This window comes from Pseudarthrobacter sp. 1G09 (assembly GCF_050038305.1).
In the GTDB taxonomy this organism is placed as follows: Bacteria; Actinomycetota; Actinomycetes; order Actinomycetales; family Micrococcaceae; genus Arthrobacter; species Arthrobacter equi.
Map to the genome: position 1 here is coordinate 3,152,639 of NZ_CP188306.1, position 21,555 is coordinate 3,174,193.

Below are 21,555 nucleotides of genomic sequence, written 5' to 3' on the forward strand. Positions count from 1 at the left end.
GGACTAGAGCACCTCCGGAGCCAGAGAAACGATCTTCATGAACTTCTTGTCACGGAGTTCACGACCAACCGGTCCGAAGATACGGGTACCGCGGGGGTCACCGTCGTTCTTCAGGATCACAGCTGCGTTCTCGTCAAACTTGATGTAGGAACCATCCGCACGGCGGCGTTCCTTCTTGGTACGGACGATGACTGCCTTGACAACATCGCCCTTCTTTACGTTGCCGCCCGGGATTGCATCCTTGACGGTGGCGACGATGACGTCACCGATGCCTGCGTAGCGACGGCCAGATCCACCGAGAACGCGAATGGTAAGGATTTCCTTAGCACCCGTGTTGTCGGCGACCTTGAGTCGCGACTCCTGCTGAATCACTATTTACTCCTTGCGTCGCGCCGGTTCTCAGGCCGTGGTCTTGCTACGGAATGAGCCTTGCGGAACGGTTGATCGGGGTGTCTCTTGACCCGCCTGGATTTTGCCAGACCAGGCCTAAACGCCTGTGCCAGAAGCAGTTGCTCCCATCCGGTCCGGGACGGATCCCGGGCGCACAGGGGCACTGTGCTGTGGCACGCTTGTTTACGAGGTTGATGACGGCGCACAGAAGGCGCCATACAAACTCAATATCCTAGCATGCTTTTCGCCAGTTCCCATATCACCAGGAAGCGGTGCCCCGCAAGCAGGGCAAGACGTACGACGACGTCGCGCAGGGCAGCCGTTCGCCCCACCCAGGGTGCCTCTCCCCCGCGCGGCCGGGCCGCCGCCGTCGTGTCCCCCACCTCAACGCGCGCTCACTCATGGCGGCTATGGGAGGCGCGAGGGTTAAACGAGGAAGCCCCCGCTCCCGGAAAGGGAACAGGGGCTTCCAGCCAGCAGCAGGTGCTACTTGGCCTTTTCGAGGATTTCCACGAGCCGCCAGTTCTTGGTGGCGGACAGCGGACGGGTCTCGGCGATGACTACGAGGTCGCCGATGCCGGCGGTGTTCTCTTCGTCGTGTGCCTTGACCTTGGAGGTGCGGCGGATGACCTTGCCGTACAGTGCGTGCTTCACGCGGTCTTCAACCTCGACGACGATGGTCTTTTCCATCTTGTCGGAGACCACGTAGCCGCGACGGGTCTTGCGGTAACCGCGCTGCTCAGCCGTGGCTGCAGTAGCAGATTCGGTCACGTTCTGGTCCTTTTCACTCACTTGGCGTCCTCCTCGGACTCAGCCGTTTCAGCCTTCTCGGCCTTCTTGGTTGCAGCCTTCTTGGACTTCTTTTCTTCCTTGGCTTCCACAACCGGTGCGGCAACCTCGGCACGAATGCCCAGCTCGCGTTCGCGGAGAACGGTGTAGATGCGTGCAATGTCCTTCTTTACTGCACGCAGGCGACCGTGGTTCTCCAGCTGACCGGTGGCGGACTGGAAACGCAGGTTGAACAGCTCTTCCTTAGCCTTACGGAGTTCTTCAACGAGACGCTCGTTGTCGAAACCGTCCAGCTGCGCGGGAGCCAGATCCTTGGATCCTACTGCCATTTCTACTCACCACCTTCGCGACGCACAATGCGTGCCTTCAACGGCAGCTTGTGGATTGCCAGGCGCAGGGCCTCGCGAGCTACCTCTTCATTGACACCGGAGAGTTCGAAAAGAACCCGTCCCGGCTTGACGTTGGCGACCCACCATTCCGGTGAACCCTTACCGGAACCCATGCGGGTTTCGGCAGGCTTCTTGGTCAGGGGACGGTCCGGGTAGATGTTGATCCAGACCTTACCGCCACGCTTGATGTGGCGGGTCATCGCAATACGGGCAGATTCGATCTGACGGTTGGTGACGTATGCCGGGCTCAGAGCCTGGATACCCCACTCGCCGAACGAGACCTCGGTGCCGCCCGTAGCAGCGCCGGAACGACCCGGGTGGTGCTGCTTACGGTGCTTGACTCGACGTGGGATAAGCATTTAAGCCTGTCCTCCTTCTGCTGCTGCGGGTGCAGCCTCAACTGCCGGAGCCTCTGCAGCAGGAGCTGCGTCAGCGGCCGGGCGGTCGTTGCGACGACGGCGGTCACCACGGTCAGCGCCACCCGGGCGTCCGCCACGGTCGGAGCGGGGTCCGCGGGACGGTGCCGAAGCAGCCTGTGCGGCCAGTTCCTTGGCGGTGACGTCGCCCTTGTAGATCCAGACCTTCACGCCGATGCGGCCGAAGGTGGTCTTGGCTTCGTAGAAGCCGTAGTCGATGTTCGCGCGGAGGGTGTGCAGGGGCACACGGCCTTCGCGGTAGAACTCCGAGCGGGACATTTCAGCGCCACCGAGGCGGCCCGAGCAAGCGATACGGATACCCTTGGCACCGGCACGCTGTGCGGACTGCATGGCCTTCTTCATCGCGCGGCGGAAAGCCACACGTGAGGTCAGCTGCTCTGCAACACCCTGGGCAACCAGCTGTGCTTCCATCTCGGGGTTCTTGACCTCGAGGATGTTCAGCTGGACCTGCTTGCCGGTGAGCTTTTCGAGCTCGCCGCGGATGCGGTCTGCTTCTGCTCCACGACGGCCGATGACGATACCCGGGCGGGCCGTGTGGATGTCCACGCGGACACGGTCACGGGTGCGCTCGATTTCGACCTTGGCGATGCCGGCGCGCTCCATGCCCGTGGACATGAGCTGGCGGATGCGGATGTCTTCGCGAACGAAGTCCTTGTACCGCTGTCCGGCCTTGGTGCTGTCAGCGAACCAGTGCGATACGTGATCGGTGGTGATGCCGAGTCGGAACCCGTGCGGGTTTACTTTCTGTCCCACTTAGCGAGCCTCCTCTTTCTCCGGGGTAGCGACTACCACGGTGATGTGGCTGGTGCGCTTCTTGATCTGAAATGCACGACCCTGGGCACGCGGCTGGAACCGCTTCATGGTCGGGCCTTCATCAACAAACGCTTCGCTGATGATGAGGTCGCCTTCGTCAAACGCAACGCCGTCGCGGTCTGCGAGGACCCGGGCGTTGGAGATTGCCGACTGAACTACCTTGAATACCGGCTCCGAAGCTGCCTGGGGGGCAAACTTCAGAATTGCCAGAGCCTCATTCGCTTGCAAACCACGAACAAGGTTGACGACGCGCCGGGCCTTCATAGGCGTTACGCGGATGTGGCGCGCAATTGCCTTGGCTTCCATTGCTTTCCTTCTCTCGTCTTTGACGTAAGTGCAGGCGCCTAGCGGCGCTTGCCCTTACGGTCGTCCTTGACATGGCCGCGGAATGTCCGCGTGGGAGCGAATTCGCCGAGCTTGTGCCCGACCATCGACTCGGTGACAAACACCGGAATGTGCTTGCGTCCGTCGTGTACGGCGATCGTGTGTCCGAGCATGTCGGGGACGATCATCGAACGGCGGGACCAGGTCTTGATGACGTTCTTGGTGCCCTTTTCGTTTTCCCTGGCTACCTTCACAAAGAGGTGCTGGTCAACGAAAGGACCTTTTTTCAGGCTGCGTGGCATGTGTCCAGGCTCCTATCGCTTGTTCTTGCCAGTACGACGGCGACGAACAATAAGCTTGTCGCTCTCTTTGTTGGGGCGGCGCGTGCGGCCTTCACGCTGACCGTTCGGGTTGACGGGGTTACGTCCACCGGACGTCTTACCCTCGCCACCACCGTGCGGGTGGTCAACCGGGTTCATGGCTACACCACGGACGGTCGGGCGGACGCCCTTCCAGCGCATGCGGCCAGCCTTGCCCCAGTTGATGTTCGACTGCTCGGCGTTGCCGACCTCGCCGACCGTTGCGCGGCAGCGCACGTCAACGTTGCGGATTTCTCCGGAGGGCAGTCGCAGCTGGGCGAAACGGCCTTCCCTGGCAACGAGCTGGATGGATGCACCGGCGGAGCGGCCCATCTTGGCACCGCCGCCCGGACGCAGCTCCACTGCGTGCACAACGGTACCCACGGGGATGTTGCGCAGGGGCAGGTTGTTGCCCGGCTTGATGTCAGCGTTGGGGCCGGCCTCTACGAAGTCGCCCTGGGACAGCTTGTTCGGGGCGATGATGTAACGCTTGGTGCCATCAACGTAGTGCAGGAGGGCGATGCGAGCCGTGCGGTTCGGATCGTACTCAATTTCAGCAACGCGGGCGTCAACGCCGTCCTTGTCGTGGCGACGGAAGTCGATCAGACGGTACTGGCGCTTGTGTCCGCCACCCTTGTGACGGGTGGTGATCTTACCGGTGTTGTTACGGCCGCCCTTTTTGGGCAGCGGACGTACCAACGACTTTTCCGGCGTCGACCGCGTGATTTCGGTGAAGTCCGCTACGCTCGAGCCACGACGGCCCGGGGTAGTCGGCTTGTATTTACGGATTCCCATAATTTATTTCCTCGTTAAAGTGGTCTCCGCTACGCGAGCGGACCGCCGAAGATGTCGATGGTGCCTTCTTTGAGGCTCACAATTGCACGCTTGGTGCTCTTGCGGGTACCCCATCCGAATTTGGTGCGCTTGCGCTTACCGGCACGGTTGATGGTGTTGATCGATTCGACCTTGACGGAGAAAATCTTCTCCACGGCCAGCTTGATCTCAGCCTTGTTCGAGCGGGGGTCCACCAGGAAGGTGTACTTGCCCTCGTCGATCAGGCCATAGCTCTTTTCCGACACGACGGGTGCAAGCACGACGTCGCGGGGATCCTTGATGGTGGCTGCACTCACTTGGCATCCTCCTCGTTCTTAGCTGCCTTAGCGGCAACGAATGCTTCGTAAGCAGCCTTGGTGAAGACAACGTCATCAGAGACGAGAACGTCGTAGGTGTTCAGCTGGTCTGCGTACAGAACGTGGACACCGGTGAGGTTGCGCACGGACAGTGCAGCAACATCGTTGGCGCGCTCGATAACGACCAGCAGGTTCTTGCGGTCGGAAACGCCGCGCAGCGTTGCCAGTGCGGTCTTGGCGGAGGGCTTGGTGCCTTCAACCAGGTCAGCGACAACGTGGATGCGACCGTTACGGGCCCGGTCAGACAGTGCGCCGCGGAGTGCAGCAGCAATCATCTTCTTGGGGGTCCGCTGGCTGTAGTCACGCGGGGTGGGACCGTGGACAACGCCACCGCCGGTCATGTGCGGAGCACGGATTGAACCCTGACGGGCGCGGCCGGTGCCCTTCTGCTTGAACGGCTTGCGTCCTGCACCGGAAACTTCAGCGCGGGTCTTGGTCTTGTGGGTACCCTGGCGAGCAGCAGCGAGCTGGGCAACGACAACCTGGTGCAGCAGCGGCACGTTGGTCTGTACGTCGAAGATCTCGGCAGGCAGGTCAACCTGGACAGTGTTAGCCATTGAACTAGGCTCCCTTCACGGCGGTACGTACGAAGACGACCTGGCCGCGGGCGCCGGGGACGGCACCCTTGATCAGGAGCAGCGACTTCTCGGCGTCAACCGCGTGGACCGTAAGGTTCAGCGTGGTGTGACGCACGGCGCCCATGCGGCCGGCCATTTTCATGCCCTTGAAGACGCGGCTCGGGGTGGATGCGCCACCGATTGAACCGGGCTTACGGTGGTTCTTGTGGGCACCGTGGGAAGCTCCAACGCCGTGGAAGCCGTGACGCTTCATAACACCGGCGAAGCCCTTACCCTTGGTGGTGCCGATGACGTCGATCTTCTGGCCGGCAGCGAAGAGCTCAACGGACAGCTCCTGGCCCAGCTCGTACTCGGCAGCATCTGCGGTACGGAGTTCGACGACGTGGCGGCGAGGCGTGACGCCTGCCTTTTCAAAGTGACCAGCCAGCGGCTTGGTGACCTTGCGGGGATCGATCTGGCCGTAGCCGATCTGAACGGCGACGTAACCATCTACCTCTGCGTTGCGCAGCTGGGTGATGACGTTCGAGTCCGCCTGGACCACAGTGACGGGGATGAGCTTGTTGTTCTCGTCCCAGACCTGGGTCATGCCGAGCTTCGTGCCCAGCAGGCCCTTTACGTTACGGGTTGCGGTCATAGTTTCTCAGCACCTCCCTACAGCTTGATTTCGATGTTCACGTCGGCCGGCAGGTCGAGGCGCATGAGCGAGTCGACAGCCTTGGGCGTGGGATCGATGATGTCGATAAGACGCTTGTGCGTGCGCATTTCAAAGTGCTCGCGGCTGTCTTTGTACTTGTGCGGAGAGCGGATAACGCAGTAAACGTTCTTCTCCGTGGGCAGCGGCACGGGGCCAACTACCGTTGCGCCTGCGCGCGTGACCGTCTCAACGATCTTCCGTGCTGAAACGTCAATGACCTCGTGGTCGTATGACTTCAGCCGGATGCGGATTTTTTGTCCCGCCATGTCGCCTGACTCTCTTTCAGTCTGTGCTTCCCCGGGTTAGGGCTGCCCTGTTCACTTACCTGTTGTATGGCTGCCGAAGCAATTGAGGTCGTAACCACCATCCGCCGCACAAACTGAATCCGGATGAATCCGGGTTCCTCACCTTGCCGGCGCAACCGACCCCCGCGGTCGGGCGTGTCGCGCTCTACACGCAAACAAATCCGCATTTCCATTGGGGTGGGTTATGTTTGGGCTTCCACTTGGACCCTGACACCCGGCATTATCCGGATCGGGACACGAAGAAGCGCTTGAACAACTCATCTAGTATGCCGGATATCTGCGTCATAAGCCAATCGCCCCTGGCGGCCCCGGCGCAGCGCCTGGCGGGCACTCTTCCGTACTGTTGCAGGCCAACCCATTGCCCCGGCTGCCCGGCGAATGGATGATGGGGACATGACGCTGGAGAGCACCGAATCCGTCACTGAACTGGCCGGCCGCATGCCGCCGTCGTTCAGTCTTGGCGTGGCTGCGGCGGCCTTCCAGATCGAAGGAGCACTGGCCGACGGCGGCCGCGGCCCCTCAGGGTGGGACGCCTTTGCCCAAAAGCCCGGAGCCATCGTTGACGGACACTCCCCCGACGTCGCGTGCGACCACTACAACCGGCTGCCCGAGGACGTCGCGCTCCTCAAGGAGCTCGGCGTCGACTCCTACCGGTTCTCCCTCGCCTGGCCCCGCATCCAACCCGATGGCCGCGGCAGGCTCAACCCGGAGGGGCTCGACTTCTACGACCGGCTCATCGACCAGCTGCTGGAAGCCGGCATCGCCCCCATGGCCACCCTGTATCACTGGGACACCCCGCTGGCGCTGGAACAACGCGGCGGCTGGCTCAACAGGGAAACCGCGGAACGCTTTGGCGAGTACGCAGCTGCCGCCGGGCAACGGTACGGCGACCGCGTCTCACAGTGGGTCACGCTTAACGAGCCGGTCTCCGTGACGCTCAACGGCTACGCCCTGGGCGTTCATGCCCCCGGCCGGGCGCTGATGTTCGATGCGCTCCCCTCCATTCATCACCAGCTCCTGGCCCACGGCCTGGGCACCCAGGCCCTCCGCGCGGCGGGCGTCCGGGGCGGAATCGGCGTCACGAACCTGCACGCCCCCATCCGGCCGGCATCCCGCAAGATCGGGGACCGGGTGGTGGCGCACCTGTATGACCTGTTGATGAACAGGATCTATGCAGACCCGGTGCTGCTGGGCCGCTACCCCAACCTTCCGGTGTATGCCCGGCCGTGGCTGCGCTCGATAGGGCGCATTTCTGATTCCGACCTGCGCACCATCCACCAGCCACTCGATTTCTACGGGCTGAACTATTACTTCCCGGTCAAGGTGGCTTTGGGGAGGGGCGTCACCGCCATTCCCGCTGATATGCACAAGGCAGTGGCACGGCTGCCGTTCCACGAGGTGGGCTACCCGGAGTTCAGCAACACCGGCTTCGGGTGGCCTGTGGCCCCGGGGCACCTGGGTGTCCTGCTGCAGGAGATGAGGGACCGGTACGGCGCGGCTCTCCCGCCGGTCTACATCACGGAAGGCGGTGCCAGCTTCCCCGAACCGGATACAGTATCCGGAACCCTTCAGGATGGTGAGCGCGTCAGTTACCTGGCCTCGCACCTGGCAGCCGCACTGGAAGCGACAGCCCCCGGCGGGATCGCCTCGGGAGTGGACCTGCGGGGCTACTTCGTCTGGACACTCATGGACAATTTCGAGTGGGCCGCCGGGTACTCACAGCGATTCGGCCTGGTCCACGTCGACTTCAGCAACCAGGAGCGTACGCCCAAGCAATCGTTCTACTGGTATCAGGCCCTCTCCCGGGCCCGCAGGGGCCAGCCCACCGGATAGGCAGCCGCGGCGCTGGCAGAGTCACGCCGCGGTGCGGGGCACCTGCCAGGGCCGGTTACTGGTTCTTGTTGGCCCTGTTAATCCGCTTTGCCCGGTCGATCTCGTGGCGGAAGTGTTTCTTCGCCCAGAAGACTCCGGCCACCACGGCAGCGGCAACGATCAGGAAAATAAGCCATCCCATGATGAGCTCCTCTCAATGCTGCAACAGTATCAGGGCACCTTCCTGGCCGGAGCGTCGCTGCGGGTGTCACTCCCGGCATCCGACTGTACTGAAGGTACTGGAGGCGCTGGCGGCGCTGGCGGCTGAGCAGTCTCGGCGGTGCCCGGACCGGCGCTCCGGTTCAGCCGCCAGACGGCAAAAGCAATCAGGCCGATGGCGATGAGCGCCAGGAGTACGAACGTGTACCCGCGCATCGCCCAAAGAATGCAGGCGGCAACACCGGCGGCGCCCCACCTGACGAAGATTTTCTCGCCGGCCAGGAGCCCGCCGACAAGCAGCACAGCGAGCAGCACCAATAGCCACAGCTGCTGCCCTGCAGTGCCGCCAAACACGGTTCCTGCCCCCGTCAGGGTGAGCAGGACGGCTGCCGCAACCGCAATACCGCGCCCGGCTTTGGGCTGTCCGGAGCGGTAGCGAAGGAACGCCAGGACAGCCCCAAGCACCACGTACCACTGCGCCGCCCAAAAGGGATCCGGCAAGCCGGCCCCGAAACTTCGGCGGCCGTCCAGTTCGAAGATCGCCGCGCGTTGAACTCCGGCCATCACCACCACAGCACCCGCCTCGGAGACCACCCGGCGAAGTTCTGCCGGGGCTTCCGCGATGCAGATGCCCGCCGCGCCCGCCAGCGCGGCGGCGGCAACCCAGGCCGTGGTGTCTGCCGCGATCCCAGCAACTGTGGCCACGGCGAACCCAGCCAAGGCGGCGCCGGCCAGGGACCAGCGGCGCAAGGGGTCAGCCGCCAGCCCGGCGGACCTTGCCACGCGCACACCGTAGAGGGCTGCTCCCGCTGCGCCGGCTCCGAGCCACGGCGCATAGGCCGCCCAGACGTCCTGGTTTCCGCCTGCCATCTCCCGGACCACCATGAAGGTACCAGCCAGGACAGCAGCCGACGCCGGCGCGTACAACACCGCGGCCCGCTCAACGTGGGAGGCGCAGAAGAGGACAGCGGCGAGGACCAGGACGGCGAACCCGGCGATCCACTCATCGGCCTGCGGAGCGAGGACCAGCGCACTGAGGCTGTATCCCAGTGCGGCTGCCACCCACAGCCAATGCTCCGTTCCGGAGGGGACCGGCATCCGCCGGGACCACAACACTCCGGCCACCGCCGCCGCAAGCGCCAGCGTCAGCAGCAGAAGCGCCACCCCGGTGTAGCCCAGCACCGGGGACGCTGCAGGCGCCACGAGTGGGCTCAGTGCCAGTGCCCCGCCCAGCACGGCAAAGGCTGCAAAGTAGAGTGCCCCGCGCGCCGCGAACAGTGTCCTGGCAACGACGGCCGAAACAAGAACCAGCCCGAACTCCACCAGGAGGATCCAGCGTTCGCCACCGGTGCCCGCTGCTCCGTAACGGCTGAAGTAGGCCAGTGGAAGGGCGGCCTGGCCTGCGAGGGTGATCCACACCGCCGCCTGCTGGAAGGGAACCTCCTGAAGACGGAAGCGCATCAGCCACCGGACAGCGTGCTGCGCGGCAAGAACGCCCGCAAAGGTCAGCGACACAACGTTCGGGGAGGCCGAGACGTCGTAACTGAGGACCACGGCCAGGGCCGCCGTCAGTACCCTCGCCGCAATAAAGTACCCGCCCTTCTCCACAGCCCGGCCAGCTGCAGCCACCATCACCGCGGCGAAGGCAGCAAAGATGCCCAGCAACACCTCGACCAGGGTGAGGTTGCCGGTGGACAATCCCACCAGGACGAGGAAGGATGCCGGCGCGAACCACCCGGAGCCCCGTTGACCGCGCAACAACAGCCCGGCAGCAGCTGACGACAGCGCCGTGGCCCCCGGGATGACCAGATGCTGCCAGCTTCCCTCCGACAACGGCCACAGCATGGCGCACCCGATGAGCTGCACCGCCAGAACCACACCCGCATCCACGGCCGCGCCACGTGGAGAACGCCCCAGCCGGAAAGACACCAGCACCACGGCCATCTGAACGGCCAGCACGGCAACCAGCACCGTGGCGGGGTCAACAGCTTCCCCGCCTAAAAATAGCGCACCCGCGGAAACCACCAGCCTGTCGAACAGCGTCAGCGCCAGCAATGTGGCGGCAATGCGGCAAAGCCACCAATATCCCCAACGGTGCAGCCGGGACCGCAACCGGACCCCTGTGACGGCGAGGTATGCCACCACTACAGCCAGCACGATGTTCCCTGCATCCGGTGTAATCCACCTGAAAGCGAGCTCCACCATCACGCTTGCCAGCACCAGCGGCACCACTTCGCCTGCTCGTGGGCTCCAGGCGCGCTCCCCGCCCGGCTGCGGTACCAGGAGCAGACCCATGGCAACCGCTGCAGCGAGCTGCAGCAGAATCCCGCCCCACGTCAGCGACTGTCCAGGCGAAGAGTCCACGGCGGCGAGAACAGCGACTCCCACGGTCCCAAGAACAGAGAAGCCAATCAGGGTAGCTTGTGCTGCAGGTTCCCTGCGACTCCCCCGCTGCAGCCATGCAGACAGCAGCTGCTGTGCCACGGCGGCTGCCACAACGCTGAACCACACGGCCTGCCCCTGCGTGCGCACGTCCGTCAAGGCGGCCGTCACGGCGGGAACTGCAACCGTGCCTGCGATCCTGGTGTTGAAAAGGAGGATCTGCCGTTGCGTGCCGCTTTCACGGAACCCACGGACCAGCCAAAAGAATGCGGTGAGGAGCACCATGAGGGCGAACTGCCACTCCCCCATCACCCTGCTGACAACTCCCGCCAGGGCAATGCCCGCAAACGGAAGAAACTCAGCGGCCCGGCGCAGCCGGACAGCCAGGGCAAAGCTCGTCAGGAGCAGCAGCAGTACCGGCACCCATAGTGGAATTGCTCCTGCATCAGGCGCCCATTCGCCAGCAATGCTGCGCAGCACAGTGCTGCCCGCAAATGCTGCCGTCAGCGCCCAGTGCACCATGTAGGTCACCATGACGTCGGCACGCCAACGCGGTGCCAAGGTTTCGCCCGGGGCAGGACTGGCTATGGTGGCAGTCAGCGGTTCCCTTTCCCCGTCAGGGCCGCGGGGAGGGAACCAGGCCTCCAGACGGCCGCCACCCACGGCAACGCCGATGGCCTGCACCGCAAGCAGCGCGCAGGCGGCCAGCAGTGCGCCTCTCACAGCATCGGTGAGCTCCAGGACAGCCACCGCCCCCGCAACTGTCAGTGCGGCGCGGGACGCATAGAAGTTGCGGAGCCTGAAGCTTGCTCTCGGTGCGACGGCCATGGTGGCGAAGTATGCACCGCTGAGCCCGAGGATCAGCGCGTACTCGGCCAAGCTGGTGCGCAGGAGGAAAGTTGCAGCCACGGCAACCGCGGGTACCACGACGGGGTGGACAGTTACCAATGGCCGCAGGAAAAGCGGGGGAAGCCAGCCCGGCCTGACCAGGCTCAGCAGGGTGAACAGGACCGCTACGGCTATGAGCATCACGAAGTACCAAACAAGGGCGGCACCGAGGACTGCCATACCCGACCACGCGGTGGAGATAAGGAAAGTCAGCGACAGATACGCCAGCACGCGGCTTTCGAGCCGGAGGGCGGCCGCAACGTAGGCAAGGGTTCCAACGAGCGAGGTGGCGAGCCACGCCGCAGGCCCGTTTTGCCAGACAAAACTGTAAAGGGCCAAGCCGATGACAGGGACGAGCGCCAGCCCGGTGCCAGTAAAGGCCACCGCGGCAGGCTTCAGGCGCGGGACGCGGTGGTGCAGAATGAATCCGGAACCGTAGAACAGGGCAGCCACGGAGCAGACGCCTGCGAACCTCATCATGGGCGGCAGCGCCGTTCCCACAAACAGGGCCGCTGCGGCGACGAGCAGGAGGCTCGCCACATACAGCGTGACGTTGATGTTCTGGCGGTCACGCCGTTCCCGGCGGGCTGCCACCTCTTCGGCTGATTCTGCCGGCCGGGACGGGCCATCGGCGTATCCGCGGTATGGGACAGGCTGGGTGGTGGGCTTTGGCCGTGGTGTCGCAACGGCCCCCACGGTAACTGGCTGCGGAGTTGCTGCAGGGCGGTTTGGCAGCATCTCAACCGGTTGGGGTGCAGGAGCCGGTTGGGGTGCAGGAGCCGTGACCGTCGGCGGGGCGAACGCAGGCCGCGCCACCGACGCCTGGGCCGGGGCGGGGGCAGGCACCCGATCGGGCGGCGCCGTTGCGGATTCTGTCGCCTGGCGCTCAGCCACTTTGGCCATGGCATCCAGCCAACCCTGCAAGTGACCGGCCCGGTAGCCTGCCTCGTACGAATCGTCCGGCATGAGATGGCCTTTCAGCGAGAGCGTGGCAGGAATCCTGCGATTTATCCATTGAGTGGATTAACGGTAGCAAAAGAAGGCCCCGCTGCACACTGCAGCGGGGCCCTCTGTGGATTAGCGGGACATAATCCCGGCTATCCGATGATCAGCAAGAGTTACTTGATGATCTTGGTGACGCGTCCCGAACCCACGGTGCGGCCGCCTTCGCGGATAGCGAAGCCGAGGCCGTCTTCCATAGCGATCGGCTGGATGAGCGCAACGGTCATCTCAGTGTTGTCGCCGGGCATAACCATTTCCGTGCCCTCGGGCAGGGTGATAACGCCGGTAACGTCCGTCGTACGGAAGTAGAACTGCGGGCGGTAGTTCGAGTAGAACGGGTTGTGGCGTCCGCCTTCGTCCTTGGACAGGATGTAGACGTTGGCCTCGAAGTCGGTGTGCGGGGTGATGGAACCCGGCTTGACGACAACCTGGCCACGCTCGACATCGTCGCGCTTCAGGCCACGGAGCAGCAGGCCACAGTTCTCGCCGGCCCATGCTTCGTCGAGCTGCTTGTGGAACATCTCGATACCGGTAACCGTGGTCTTCTGGACCGGGCGGATGCCAACGATCTCGACCTCGGAGTTGATGGCGAGGGTGCCACGCTCGGCGCGGCCCGTAACAACGGTGCCACGGCCGGTGATGGTGAAGACGTCTTCAATCGGCATCAGGAACGGCTTGTCACGGTCACGTACGGGGTCCGGAACGGACTCGTCGACAGCTGCCATCAGGTCCTCAACGGACTTGACCCAAACCGGGTCGCCTTCCAGAGCCTTCAGGCCGGAAACGCGAACAACCGGAGCCTCATCGCCATCGAAGCCCTGCGAGCTGAGCAGCTCACGAACTTCCATTTCGACGAGGTCGAGGAGCTCTTCGTCATCAACCATATCGGACTTGTTCAGCGCGACCAGCAGGTAGGGAACACCAACCTGGCGGGCGAGCAGAACGTGCTCGCGGGTCTGAGCCATGGGGCCATCGGTAGCAGCAACCACGAGGATTGCGCCGTCCATCTGGGCAGCACCGGTGATCATGTTCTTGATGTAGTCAGCGTGACCGGGGGCGTCTACGTGTGCGTAGTGGCGCTTCTCGGTCTGGTACTCCACGTGGGAGATGTTGATGGTAATACCGCGCTGACGCTCTTCGGGAGCAGAGTCGATAGACGCGAAGTCGCGCTTCTCGTTAAGATCCGGGTACTTGTCGTACAGCACCTTGGAAATGGCGGCCGTCAGCGTCGTCTTACCGTGGTCAACGTGACCGATGGTGCCGATGTTGACGTGCGGCTTAGTCCGCTCGAACTTTGCCTTTGCCACAGGTTCCTCCTAGAACGATTTCAAATGGCTTGCCCTTCAACCGCGCTTTTCGCGGCAGAAACTCAGGCAAGTCTACTTGGGGGCTTTGGATTGGTGAAATTGCAGATTCAGGAACTAATACTAATCCCCTGAGCCTGTTCGTGCAGATGGCCTGGAGCCGGCTTGACCGGGATGGGTCCCGCCGGCCCCGGCCACCTGCACCGGCTGCGCTGTCCGTTTCCGGCTGCGCACCCGAGGTATTCGCTTTAAGTGCCCTGTACGGACTACTCGCCGCGGCTCTTCTGGATGATCTCGTCGGCGACGGCCTTCGGGACCTCCGCGTAGCTGTTGAACGTCATGGAGTACACAGCGCGGCCCTGGGTCTTCGAACGCAGGTCACCGATGTAGCCGAACATGCCGGACAGCGGAACGTGCGCGCGGATAACCTTGACGCCCTGTGCATCTTCCATGGACTGCATCTGGCCACGGCGGGAGTTGATGTCACCGATAACTTCACCCATGTATTCCTCAGGGGTGCGGACTTCAACATCCATCAGCGGTTCGAGCAGGACAGGGTTCGCCTTGCGTGCGGCTTCCTTGAAAGCCATACGGCCGGCGATCTTGAACGCCATTTCCGAGGAGTCAACATCGTGGTACGCGCCGTCAACCAGCGTGGCCTTGATGCCCACAACCGGGTAACCGGCCAGGACGCCGTCGTTCAGTGCATCCTGGATACCAGCGTCGACAGACGGGATGTATTCGCGCGGAACGCGGCCACCGGTGACCTTGTTCTCGAACTCGTACAGCTCGCCCTCGGCAGTGTCCAGCGGTTCGATCGCAATCTGGATCTTTGCGAACTGGCCCGAACCACCGGTCTGCTTCTTGTGCGTGTAGTCGTGGCGTTCGACGGCGCGCTTGATGGTTTCGCGGTAGGCAACCTGGGGCTTACCCACGTTTGCCTCGACCTTGAACTCGCGGCGCATGCGGTCCACCAGGATGTCCAGGTGGAGCTCGCCCATGCCGGCGATGATGGTCTGGCCGGTGTCTTCGTTGAGGGACACCTGGAAGGTGGGGTCCTCAGCGGAGAGCTTCTGGATGGCCGTGGAGAGCTTCTCCTGGTCACCCTTGGTGTTCGGCTCGATGGCAACCGAGATCACGGGCTCCGGGAAGCTCATGGACTCAAGCACGATCTGGTTTGCAGAGTCGCACAGGGTGTCGCCCGTAGTGGTGTCCTTGAGACCGATGGCAGCGTAGATGTGGCCGGCGGTGGCGCCCTCAACGGGCATCTCCTTGTTGGCGTGCATCTGGAACAGCTTGCCGATGCGCTCTTTCTTACCCTTGGTGGAGTTGACCACCTGGGCGCCTGCTTCCACGTGACCGGAGTACACGCGGATGAAGGTGAGCTGGCCGAAGAACGGGTGCGCTGCAATCTTGAAGGCCAGTGCGGAGAAAGGCTCATCAGCGGAAGGTGCGCGGGTCAGTTCCTTCTCTTCGTCGCGGGGGTCGTGACCGACCATCGGCGGGACGTCGAGCGGGTTCGGCAGGTAGTCGACAACTGCATCGAGCATCGGCTGGACGCCACGGTTCTTGAACGCGGAGCCACAGAAGATCGGGTAGAGCTCGGAGTTGATCGTCATCTTGCGGATGCCGGCCTTGAGCTCGTCTACGGTGAGTTCTTCGCCTTCAAGGTACTTCTCCATGAGTTCCTCGGAGGACTCTGCAACGGTCTCAACGAGCGCTGCGCGGTACTCCTCGGCCTTTTCCTGGAGGTCAGCCGGGATCTCGCGGATCTCGTACTTCGCACCCATGGTGACGTCACCCTTTGCATCGCCGGGCCAGACCAGGGCGCGCATGTAGAGCAGGTCCACGACGCCGATGAAGTCGTTCTCAGCACCGATGGGCAGCTGCATGACCAGCGGCTTGGCGCCGAGGCGGCTGACGATGGTGTCTACGGTGAAGTAGAAATCAGCGCCGAGCTTGTCCATCTTGTTGACGAAGCAGATACGCGGGACGTTGTACTTGTCAGCCTGGCGCCACACAGTCTCGGACTGGGGCTCAACGCCTTCCTTGCCATCGAAGACAGCAACAGCACCGTCGAGGACGCGCAGGGAGCGCTCAACCTCAACAGTGAAGTCCACGTGGCCGGGGGTGTCGATGATGTTGATCTGGTTGTTTTCCCAGAAGCAGGTCACGGCGGCAGACGTGATGGTGATGCCGCGTTCCTTTTCCTGTTCCATCCAGTCAGTGGTCGAAGCGCCGTCGTGCGTTTCGCCGATCTTGTGGTTCACACCCGTGTAGAACAGGATGCGCTCGGTGGTGGTGGTCTTGCCGGCATCAATATGGGCCATGATGCCGATGTTGCGGACCTTACTAAGGTCGGTAAGCACGTCCTGTGCCACGGGGTCTCCTTTTGGGATGGACTACACGTTCGCCGCCGGCTCGGTTGAGCCGGCGGCGTCCGGGGAGTATTACCAGCGGTAGTGTGCGAAGGCCTTGTTGGACTCGGCCATCTTGTGGGTGTCTTCGCGACGCTTCACAGCGGCACCGAGACCGTTGGACGCATCCAGGATTTCGTTCTGGAGACGCTCGGTCATCGTCTTTTCGCGGCGGGCCTTGGAGTAGCCAACCAGCCACCGCAGGGCAAGTGCGGTGGAGCGGCCCGGCTTGACCTCAACCGGAACCTGGTAGGTGGCGCCGCCAACGCGGCGTGAGCGGACCTCAAGCGAAGGCTTGACGTTGTCCATGGCCTTCTTCAGTGCTGCCACGGGGTCGCCACCGGACTTGGCGCGTGCGCCTTCGAGGGCACCGTAGACGATGCGCTCTGCCGTGGACTTCTTGCCGTCAACGAGCACCTTGTTGATGAGCTGGGTTACCAGCGGGGAGCCGTAAACGGGATCCTGTACGAGCGGCCGCTTGGGGGCCGGACCCTTGCGAGGCATATTACTTCTTCTCCATCTTTGCGCCGTAGCGGCTGCGGGCCTGCTTACGGTTCTTCACACCCTGGGTATCGAGGGCGCCACGGACGATCTTGTAGCGGACACCCGGGAGGTCCTTCACACGACCACCGCGAACGAGCACAATGGAGTGCTCCTGCAGGTTGTGGCCAACACCGGGGATGTAAGCGGTAACTTCAACGCCACCGTTAAGGCGCACACGTGCAACCTTACGCAGAGCCGAGTTCGGCTTCTTGGGGGTGGTGGTGTAAACGCGGGTGCAAACACCGCGGCGCATCGGGCTGCCGTTCAGGGCAGGAGCCTTGGTCTTTTTGACCTTAGGCGTGCGGCCCTTGCGGACCAGCTGGTTAATCGTAGGCACTCTCGTGTTCTCCGTTGGTTTGATCTCTACCGGCACATTCAGGCGTCAGCCGTCTCTGCTCCGGTTTTGGCGTTGTCCCTGCAGACCTGATGGCTCAAATCTTGCCTAGGCGTGCAAAATGGTGGCATTCGTTGCGCACCTTACCCGCAACCCGGAAACAAGCTCACACCCAGCATCATGAGAACAAAACCAAAATGATGCTGCGGCGGCCTTCATCCACTGCCACACAGAACAATTACAGAAAAGTCTAGCACGGCTTGATCCTGAGCCTTAATCAGGTGTAGGGCGGACGACGGCGGCAGCCGGCCGCCGCCGTCGTCCTCCAATGCCCTGGTGACCGGGCGCAAAGCCCGGTTAACGGGCCAGGCCCCGCACTCGAAAGTGCGGGGCCTGGCCTTGGAATCAAGCCAAAGGCTGACAGCCGTATTTAGCGGAAGTCGTTGCCGAGATCGTAGTCATCCAGCGGGATGGCGTGGAACTCGGGAGCTCCGTCACCGCCCAAGGTGTCGTACGAGAAGTCACTGAATGCGCTGGGGCCGGTGAACAGGTTGGCCTTCGCTTCTTCAGTGGGCTCCACGGTGACCTCGGTGTAGCGCGGGAGACCCGTGCCGGCCGGGATCAGCTTACCGATGATGACGTTCTCCTTGAGGCCCAGCAGCGGATCGCTCTTGCCTTCCATGGCCGCCTGCGTCAGGACGCGGGTGGTCTCCTGGAAGGAAGCTGCGGACAGCCAGGACTCGGTGGCCAGCGACGCCTTCGTGATGCCCATGAGCTCCGGACGGCCGGATGCCGGCGTCTTGCCCTCGGACACAACGCGGCGGTTGGCATCTTCGAAGCGGCTGCGCTCGGCGAGCTCGCCGGGCAGCAGATCCGATTCGCCGGACTCGATGACCGTGACGCGGCGCAGCATCTGGCGGACGATAACCTCGACGTGCTTGTCGTGGATACCGATGCCCTGGCTGCGGTACACGCCCTGAACTTCGTCCACCAGGAACTTCTGTGCCGCGCGCGGACCCATGATGCGCAGAACCTGCTTGGGGTCCACCGGACCGTTGATCAGCTTCTGGCCAACGGTGACGTGGTCGCCGTCTTCGATCAGCAGGCGTGAACGGCGGAGGACCGGGTAAGCGATCTCTTCCGTTCCGTCATCCGGAGTGATGACCAGGCGCATCTGGCGCTCGGACTCTTCGATGGCGATGCGGCCGGCTGCCTCGGCAATCGGCGCAACACCCTTCGGAGTACGGGCTTCGAAGAGCTCCTGGATACGGGGCAGACCCTGGGTGATGTCGTCGCCACCGCCGGCGGACACTGCACCACCGGTGTGGAACGTACGCATGGTCAGCTGGGTACCGGGCTCACCGATGGACTGGGCGGCGATGATGCCGACAGCCTCGCCGATGTCCACGGTCTTGCCGGTGGCCAACGAACGGCCGTAGCACAGGGCGCAGGTGCCAACGCTGGACTCACAGGTAAGGACCGAGCGGACCTTGACCTCGGTGATGCCGGCCTTGAAGAGCTCGTCGATGACGACGTCGCCGCAGTCGGTGCCGGCGGCTGCGAGGACGTTGCCCTCGGAGTCCACGACGTCGACAGCCAGCGTACGTGCGTAGGCGCTGTTCTCGACGTTCTCGTCCAGCACCAGCTCACCGTTGGAGTCGGCGACGGCGATCGGCGTGACCAGGCCACGCTCGGTGCCGCAGTCCTCTTCACGGACGATGACATCCTGCGAGACGTCCACCAGGCGTCGGGTCAGGTAACCCGAGTTGGCGGTACGCAGAGCGGTATCGGCGAGGCCCTTACGGGCACCGTGCGTGGCGATGAAGTATTCCAGCACCGACAGGCCCTCACGGTAGGAGGACTTGATGGGGCGCGGGATGATCTCACCCTTAGGGTTGGCCACCAGGCCACGGATACCCGCGATCTGACGGACCTGCATCCAGTTACCACGCGCACCGGAGGACACCATGCGGTTGATGGTGTTCATCGGCGACAGGCTCTCACGCATCACCGCAGCGATATCGTTGGTGGCCTTGTTCCAGATCTCGATGAGTTCCTGGCGACGCTCGTCGTCGTCGATCAGGCCCTTGTCGTACTGGCCCTGGATCTTGGCGGCGCGTTCCTCGTAACCGGCAAGGATCTGCGGCTTGGCAGCCGGAACCTCGATGTCGGAGATGGCAACCGTGACGCCCGAACGGGTGGCCCAGTAGAAACCGGCATCCTTCAGGTTGTCCAGCGTTGCCGCGGTGACAACCTTCGGGTAGCGCTCTGCGAGGTCGTTGACGATCCTGGACAGTTCGCCCTTGTCCGCTACAGCCTCAACCCAGGGGTAGTCCTCGGGCAGGGTCTCATTGAAGAGGACCTGGCCCAGCGAGGTTTCCACGATTGCGGGCTGGCCCTGCTCCCAACCTTCGGGGGCTTCCCAACCGGCGTAGGGCACGAAGCCTTCGAGGCGGATCTTGACCTGGGAGTTCAGGTGAAGGTCGCGGGCATCGAACGCCATGATGGCCTCGGATACCGAACCGAAGATGCGGCCTTCGCCGGCCGAACCCTTCCGCTTGGTGGTCAGGTGGTAGAGGCCGATGATCATATCCTGCGAAGGCAGGGTGACCGGGCGTCCATCGGACGGCTTCAGGATGTTGTTCGAGGACAGCATCAGGATGCGCGCCTCAGCCTGCGCCTCGGGGCTCAGCGGCAGGTGCACTGCCATCTGGTCACCGTCGAAGTCAGCGTTGAAGGCACCACAAACCAGCGGGTGAAGCTGGATGGCTTTGCCTTCAACAAGCTGCGGCTCGAACGCCTGGATGCCCAGGCGGTGCAGGGTAGGTGCACGGTTGAGCAGCACCGGGTGCTCGGTGATGATCTCTTCGAGCACGTCCCAAACCTGCGGACGGTAACGCTCGACCATGCGCTTGGCCGACTTGATGTTCTGTGCGTGGTTGAGGTCAACCAGGCGCTTCATCACGAACGGCTTGAAGAGCTCCAGGGCCATCTGCTTGGGCAGGCCACACTGGTGCAGCTTCAGCTGCGGGCCGACGACGATGACCGAACGGCCGGAGTAGTCAACACGCTTGCCAAGGAGGTTCTGGCGGAAACGGCCCTGCTTGCCCTTAAGCATGTCGCTCAGGGACTTCAGCGGACGGTTGCCCGGACCCGTGACCGGACGGCCACGACGGCCGTTGTCGAAGAGGCTGTCAACAGCTTCCTGAAGCATGCGCTTCTCGTTGTTGACAATGATCTCCGGAGCACCGAGGTCAAGCAGGCGCTTGAGTCGGTTGTTGCGGTTGATCACACGACGGTAGAGGTCGTTGAGGTCGGAGGTCGCGAAGCGGCCACCGTCCAGCTGGACCATCGGGCGCAGTTCCGGCGGAATCACCGGGACAGCGTCGAGGACCATGCCGAGCGGGCTGTTGTTGGTGGTCAGGAACGCGTTGACCACCTTCAGGCGCTTGAGGGCACGGGTCTTGCGCTGGCCCTTGCCGTTGGCAATGATGTCGCGCAGCAGATCGGATTCGGCCTGCATGTCGAAGCCCTCGAGGCGCTTCTTGATGGCCTCGGCACCCATGGAGCCTTCGAAGTACATGCCGTAGCGGTCACGCAGTTCGCGGTACAGGCCCTCGTCGCCTTCGAGGTCGGCAACCTTGAGGTTCTTGAAGCGGTCCCAGACCTGCTCGAGGCGCTCGATGTCGGCGTCGGCGCGCTTGCGCACGTTGGCCATCTGGCGGTCGGCGGAGTCGCGGGCCTTCTTCTTGTCGGCAGCCTTGGCGCCTTCGCCCTCAAGGCGGGCGATTTCGCCTTCGAGGTCGCGGGCGATCGCCGCGATGTCGGAGTCGCGGTTGTCGATGAGCTGCTTTTTCTCGATGTCGTGCTCAACCTGCAGGTTGGGCAGTTCCTCGTGGCGGGCAGCCTCGTCGACGCTGGTGATCATGTAGGCAGCGAAGTAGATGACCTTTTCGAGGTCCTTCGGTGCCAGGTCAAGGAGGTAGCCCAGGCGGGACGGAACACCCTTGAAGTACCAGATGTGGGTGACGGGAGCGGCGAGCTCGATGTGGCCCATGCGCTCACGGCGTACCTTGGCGCGCGTGACCTCAACGCCACAGCGCTCACAGATGATGCCCTTGAAGCGCACGCGCTTGTACTTGCCGCAGTAGCATTCCCAGTCACGGGACGGGCCGAAGATCTTCTCGCAGAAGAGGCCGTCCTTCTCGGGCTTGAGCGTGCGGTAGTTGATGGTTTCCGGCTTCTTAACCTCGCCGTAAGACCAGCCACGGATGTCTTCCGCGGTGGCGAGGCCGATCTGCATGAGGCCGAAGGAGGATTCGCTGGACATATGGTCCCTGTTCTCTCTTGTTCTCTAAATTCTGAAGTCTTGACGAATGAGGGAGG

At 63.2% G+C, this 21,555-nt stretch carries 20 protein-coding genes; 1 reads left to right on the top strand and 19 read right to left on the bottom strand.

Annotated elements, in window-relative coordinates:
• Window positions 1-3: 3 nt before the first annotated feature.
• The 12 genes from rplN to rpsJ all read right to left on the bottom strand — a co-directional run bounded on the left by rplN (window position 4) and on the right by rpsJ (window position 6,229).
• Window positions 4-372, bottom strand: coding sequence for a 50S ribosomal protein L14 (gene rplN / locus ACP3TD_RS14490; protein WP_003803789.1), 369 nt, complete (start codon window positions 370-372; stop codon window positions 4-6).
• Between the two features lie 504 nt (window positions 373-876).
• On the bottom strand, window positions 877-1,182 hold the full coding sequence (gene rpsQ, locus ACP3TD_RS14495; protein ID WP_015937846.1) for a 30S ribosomal protein S17: 306 nt from the start codon (window positions 1,180-1,182) through the stop codon (window positions 877-879).
• Complete coding sequence (rpmC, locus tag ACP3TD_RS14500; protein ID WP_015937847.1) at window positions 1,179-1,508, bottom strand: 50S ribosomal protein L29; 330 nt, start codon at window positions 1,506-1,508, stop codon at window positions 1,179-1,181. Before rpmC ends, rpsQ begins: the two co-directional genes overlap by 4 nt.
• Window positions 1,509-1,510: 2 nt before the next feature.
• Entirely contained in the window at window positions 1,511-1,927 is a 417-nt protein-coding gene (gene rplP / locus ACP3TD_RS14505; RefSeq protein ID WP_015937848.1) for a 50S ribosomal protein L16, read from the bottom strand.
• Complete coding sequence (rpsC, locus tag ACP3TD_RS14510; protein ID WP_056075369.1) at window positions 1,928-2,758, bottom strand: 30S ribosomal protein S3; 831 nt, start codon at window positions 2,756-2,758, stop codon at window positions 1,928-1,930.
• Window positions 2,759-3,124 (bottom strand): 50S ribosomal protein L22, encoded by a 366-nt coding sequence (gene rplV, locus ACP3TD_RS14515; protein ID WP_009358304.1) that lies wholly within the window; start codon window positions 3,122-3,124, stop codon window positions 2,759-2,761.
• A gap of 38 nt (window positions 3,125-3,162) precedes the next feature.
• Entirely contained in the window at window positions 3,163-3,444 is a 282-nt protein-coding gene (gene rpsS, locus ACP3TD_RS14520; RefSeq protein ID WP_018773666.1) for a 30S ribosomal protein S19, read from the bottom strand.
• Window positions 3,445-3,456: 12 nt separating this feature from the next.
• Complete coding sequence (gene rplB / locus ACP3TD_RS14525) at window positions 3,457-4,296, bottom strand: 50S ribosomal protein L2 (RefSeq protein ID WP_015937850.1); 840 nt, start codon at window positions 4,294-4,296, stop codon at window positions 3,457-3,459.
• A gap of 29 nt (window positions 4,297-4,325) precedes the next feature.
• Complete coding sequence (rplW, locus tag ACP3TD_RS14530; protein WP_056075372.1) at window positions 4,326-4,631, bottom strand: 50S ribosomal protein L23; 306 nt, start codon at window positions 4,629-4,631, stop codon at window positions 4,326-4,328.
• Window positions 4,628-5,248, bottom strand: coding sequence for a 50S ribosomal protein L4 (gene rplD, locus ACP3TD_RS14535; RefSeq protein WP_056075375.1), 621 nt, complete (start codon window positions 5,246-5,248; stop codon window positions 4,628-4,630). Before rplD ends, rplW begins: the two co-directional genes overlap by 4 nt.
• 4 nt (window positions 5,249-5,252) lie before the next feature.
• Window positions 5,253-5,903, bottom strand: a complete 651-nt coding sequence (gene rplC, locus ACP3TD_RS14540) for a 50S ribosomal protein L3 (RefSeq protein WP_015937852.1) — start codon at window positions 5,901-5,903, stop codon at window positions 5,253-5,255.
• A gap of 17 nt (window positions 5,904-5,920) precedes the next feature.
• Complete coding sequence (gene rpsJ, locus ACP3TD_RS14545; protein ID WP_003803825.1) at window positions 5,921-6,229, bottom strand: 30S ribosomal protein S10; 309 nt, start codon at window positions 6,227-6,229, stop codon at window positions 5,921-5,923.
• A gap of 432 nt (window positions 6,230-6,661) precedes the next feature.
• Here rpsJ and ACP3TD_RS14550 point away from each other — a divergent pair, with 432 nt between their 5' ends.
• Window positions 6,662-8,101 (top strand): GH1 family beta-glucosidase, encoded by a 1,440-nt coding sequence (locus ACP3TD_RS14550; RefSeq protein WP_426763731.1) that lies wholly within the window; start codon window positions 6,662-6,664, stop codon window positions 8,099-8,101.
• 55 nt (window positions 8,102-8,156) lie between these two features.
• On the opposite strand, the gene ACP3TD_RS14555 is transcribed toward ACP3TD_RS14550, so the two are convergent.
• The 7 genes from ACP3TD_RS14555 to ACP3TD_RS14585 all read right to left on the bottom strand — a co-directional run bounded on the left by ACP3TD_RS14555 (window position 8,157) and on the right by ACP3TD_RS14585 (window position 21,499).
• Window positions 8,157-8,282, bottom strand: coding sequence for a hypothetical protein (locus tag ACP3TD_RS14555; RefSeq protein WP_261618682.1), 126 nt, complete (start codon window positions 8,280-8,282; stop codon window positions 8,157-8,159).
• Between the two features lie 29 nt (window positions 8,283-8,311).
• The gene (locus ACP3TD_RS14560; protein ID WP_426763732.1) at window positions 8,312-12,535 is read right to left on the bottom strand and encodes a hypothetical protein; all 4,224 of its coding nucleotides are present in this window, start codon (window positions 12,533-12,535) and stop codon (window positions 8,312-8,314) included.
• Window positions 12,536-12,687: 152 nt separating this feature from the next.
• Window positions 12,688-13,878 (bottom strand): elongation factor Tu, encoded by a 1,191-nt coding sequence (tuf, locus tag ACP3TD_RS14565; RefSeq protein ID WP_056075385.1) that lies wholly within the window; start codon window positions 13,876-13,878, stop codon window positions 12,688-12,690.
• A gap of 263 nt (window positions 13,879-14,141) precedes the next feature.
• Window positions 14,142-16,256 (bottom strand): elongation factor G, encoded by a 2,115-nt coding sequence (fusA, locus tag ACP3TD_RS14570; RefSeq protein ID WP_426763733.1) that lies wholly within the window; start codon window positions 16,254-16,256, stop codon window positions 14,142-14,144.
• Window positions 16,257-16,325: 69 nt separating this feature from the next.
• Entirely contained in the window at window positions 16,326-16,796 is a 471-nt protein-coding gene (rpsG, locus tag ACP3TD_RS14575) for a 30S ribosomal protein S7 (protein WP_013601837.1), read from the bottom strand.
• A 1-nt stretch (window position 16,797) separates the two neighbouring features.
• A complete protein-coding gene (rpsL, locus tag ACP3TD_RS14580; RefSeq protein WP_011692814.1) occupies window positions 16,798-17,172 on the bottom strand; it encodes a 30S ribosomal protein S12 in 375 nt (124 codons plus the stop codon).
• Window positions 17,173-17,599: 427 nt separating this feature from the next.
• Window positions 17,600-21,499, bottom strand: a complete 3,900-nt coding sequence (locus ACP3TD_RS14585; RefSeq protein ID WP_056075391.1) for a DNA-directed RNA polymerase subunit beta' — start codon at window positions 21,497-21,499, stop codon at window positions 17,600-17,602.
• Window positions 21,500-21,555: the final 56 nt, after the last annotated feature.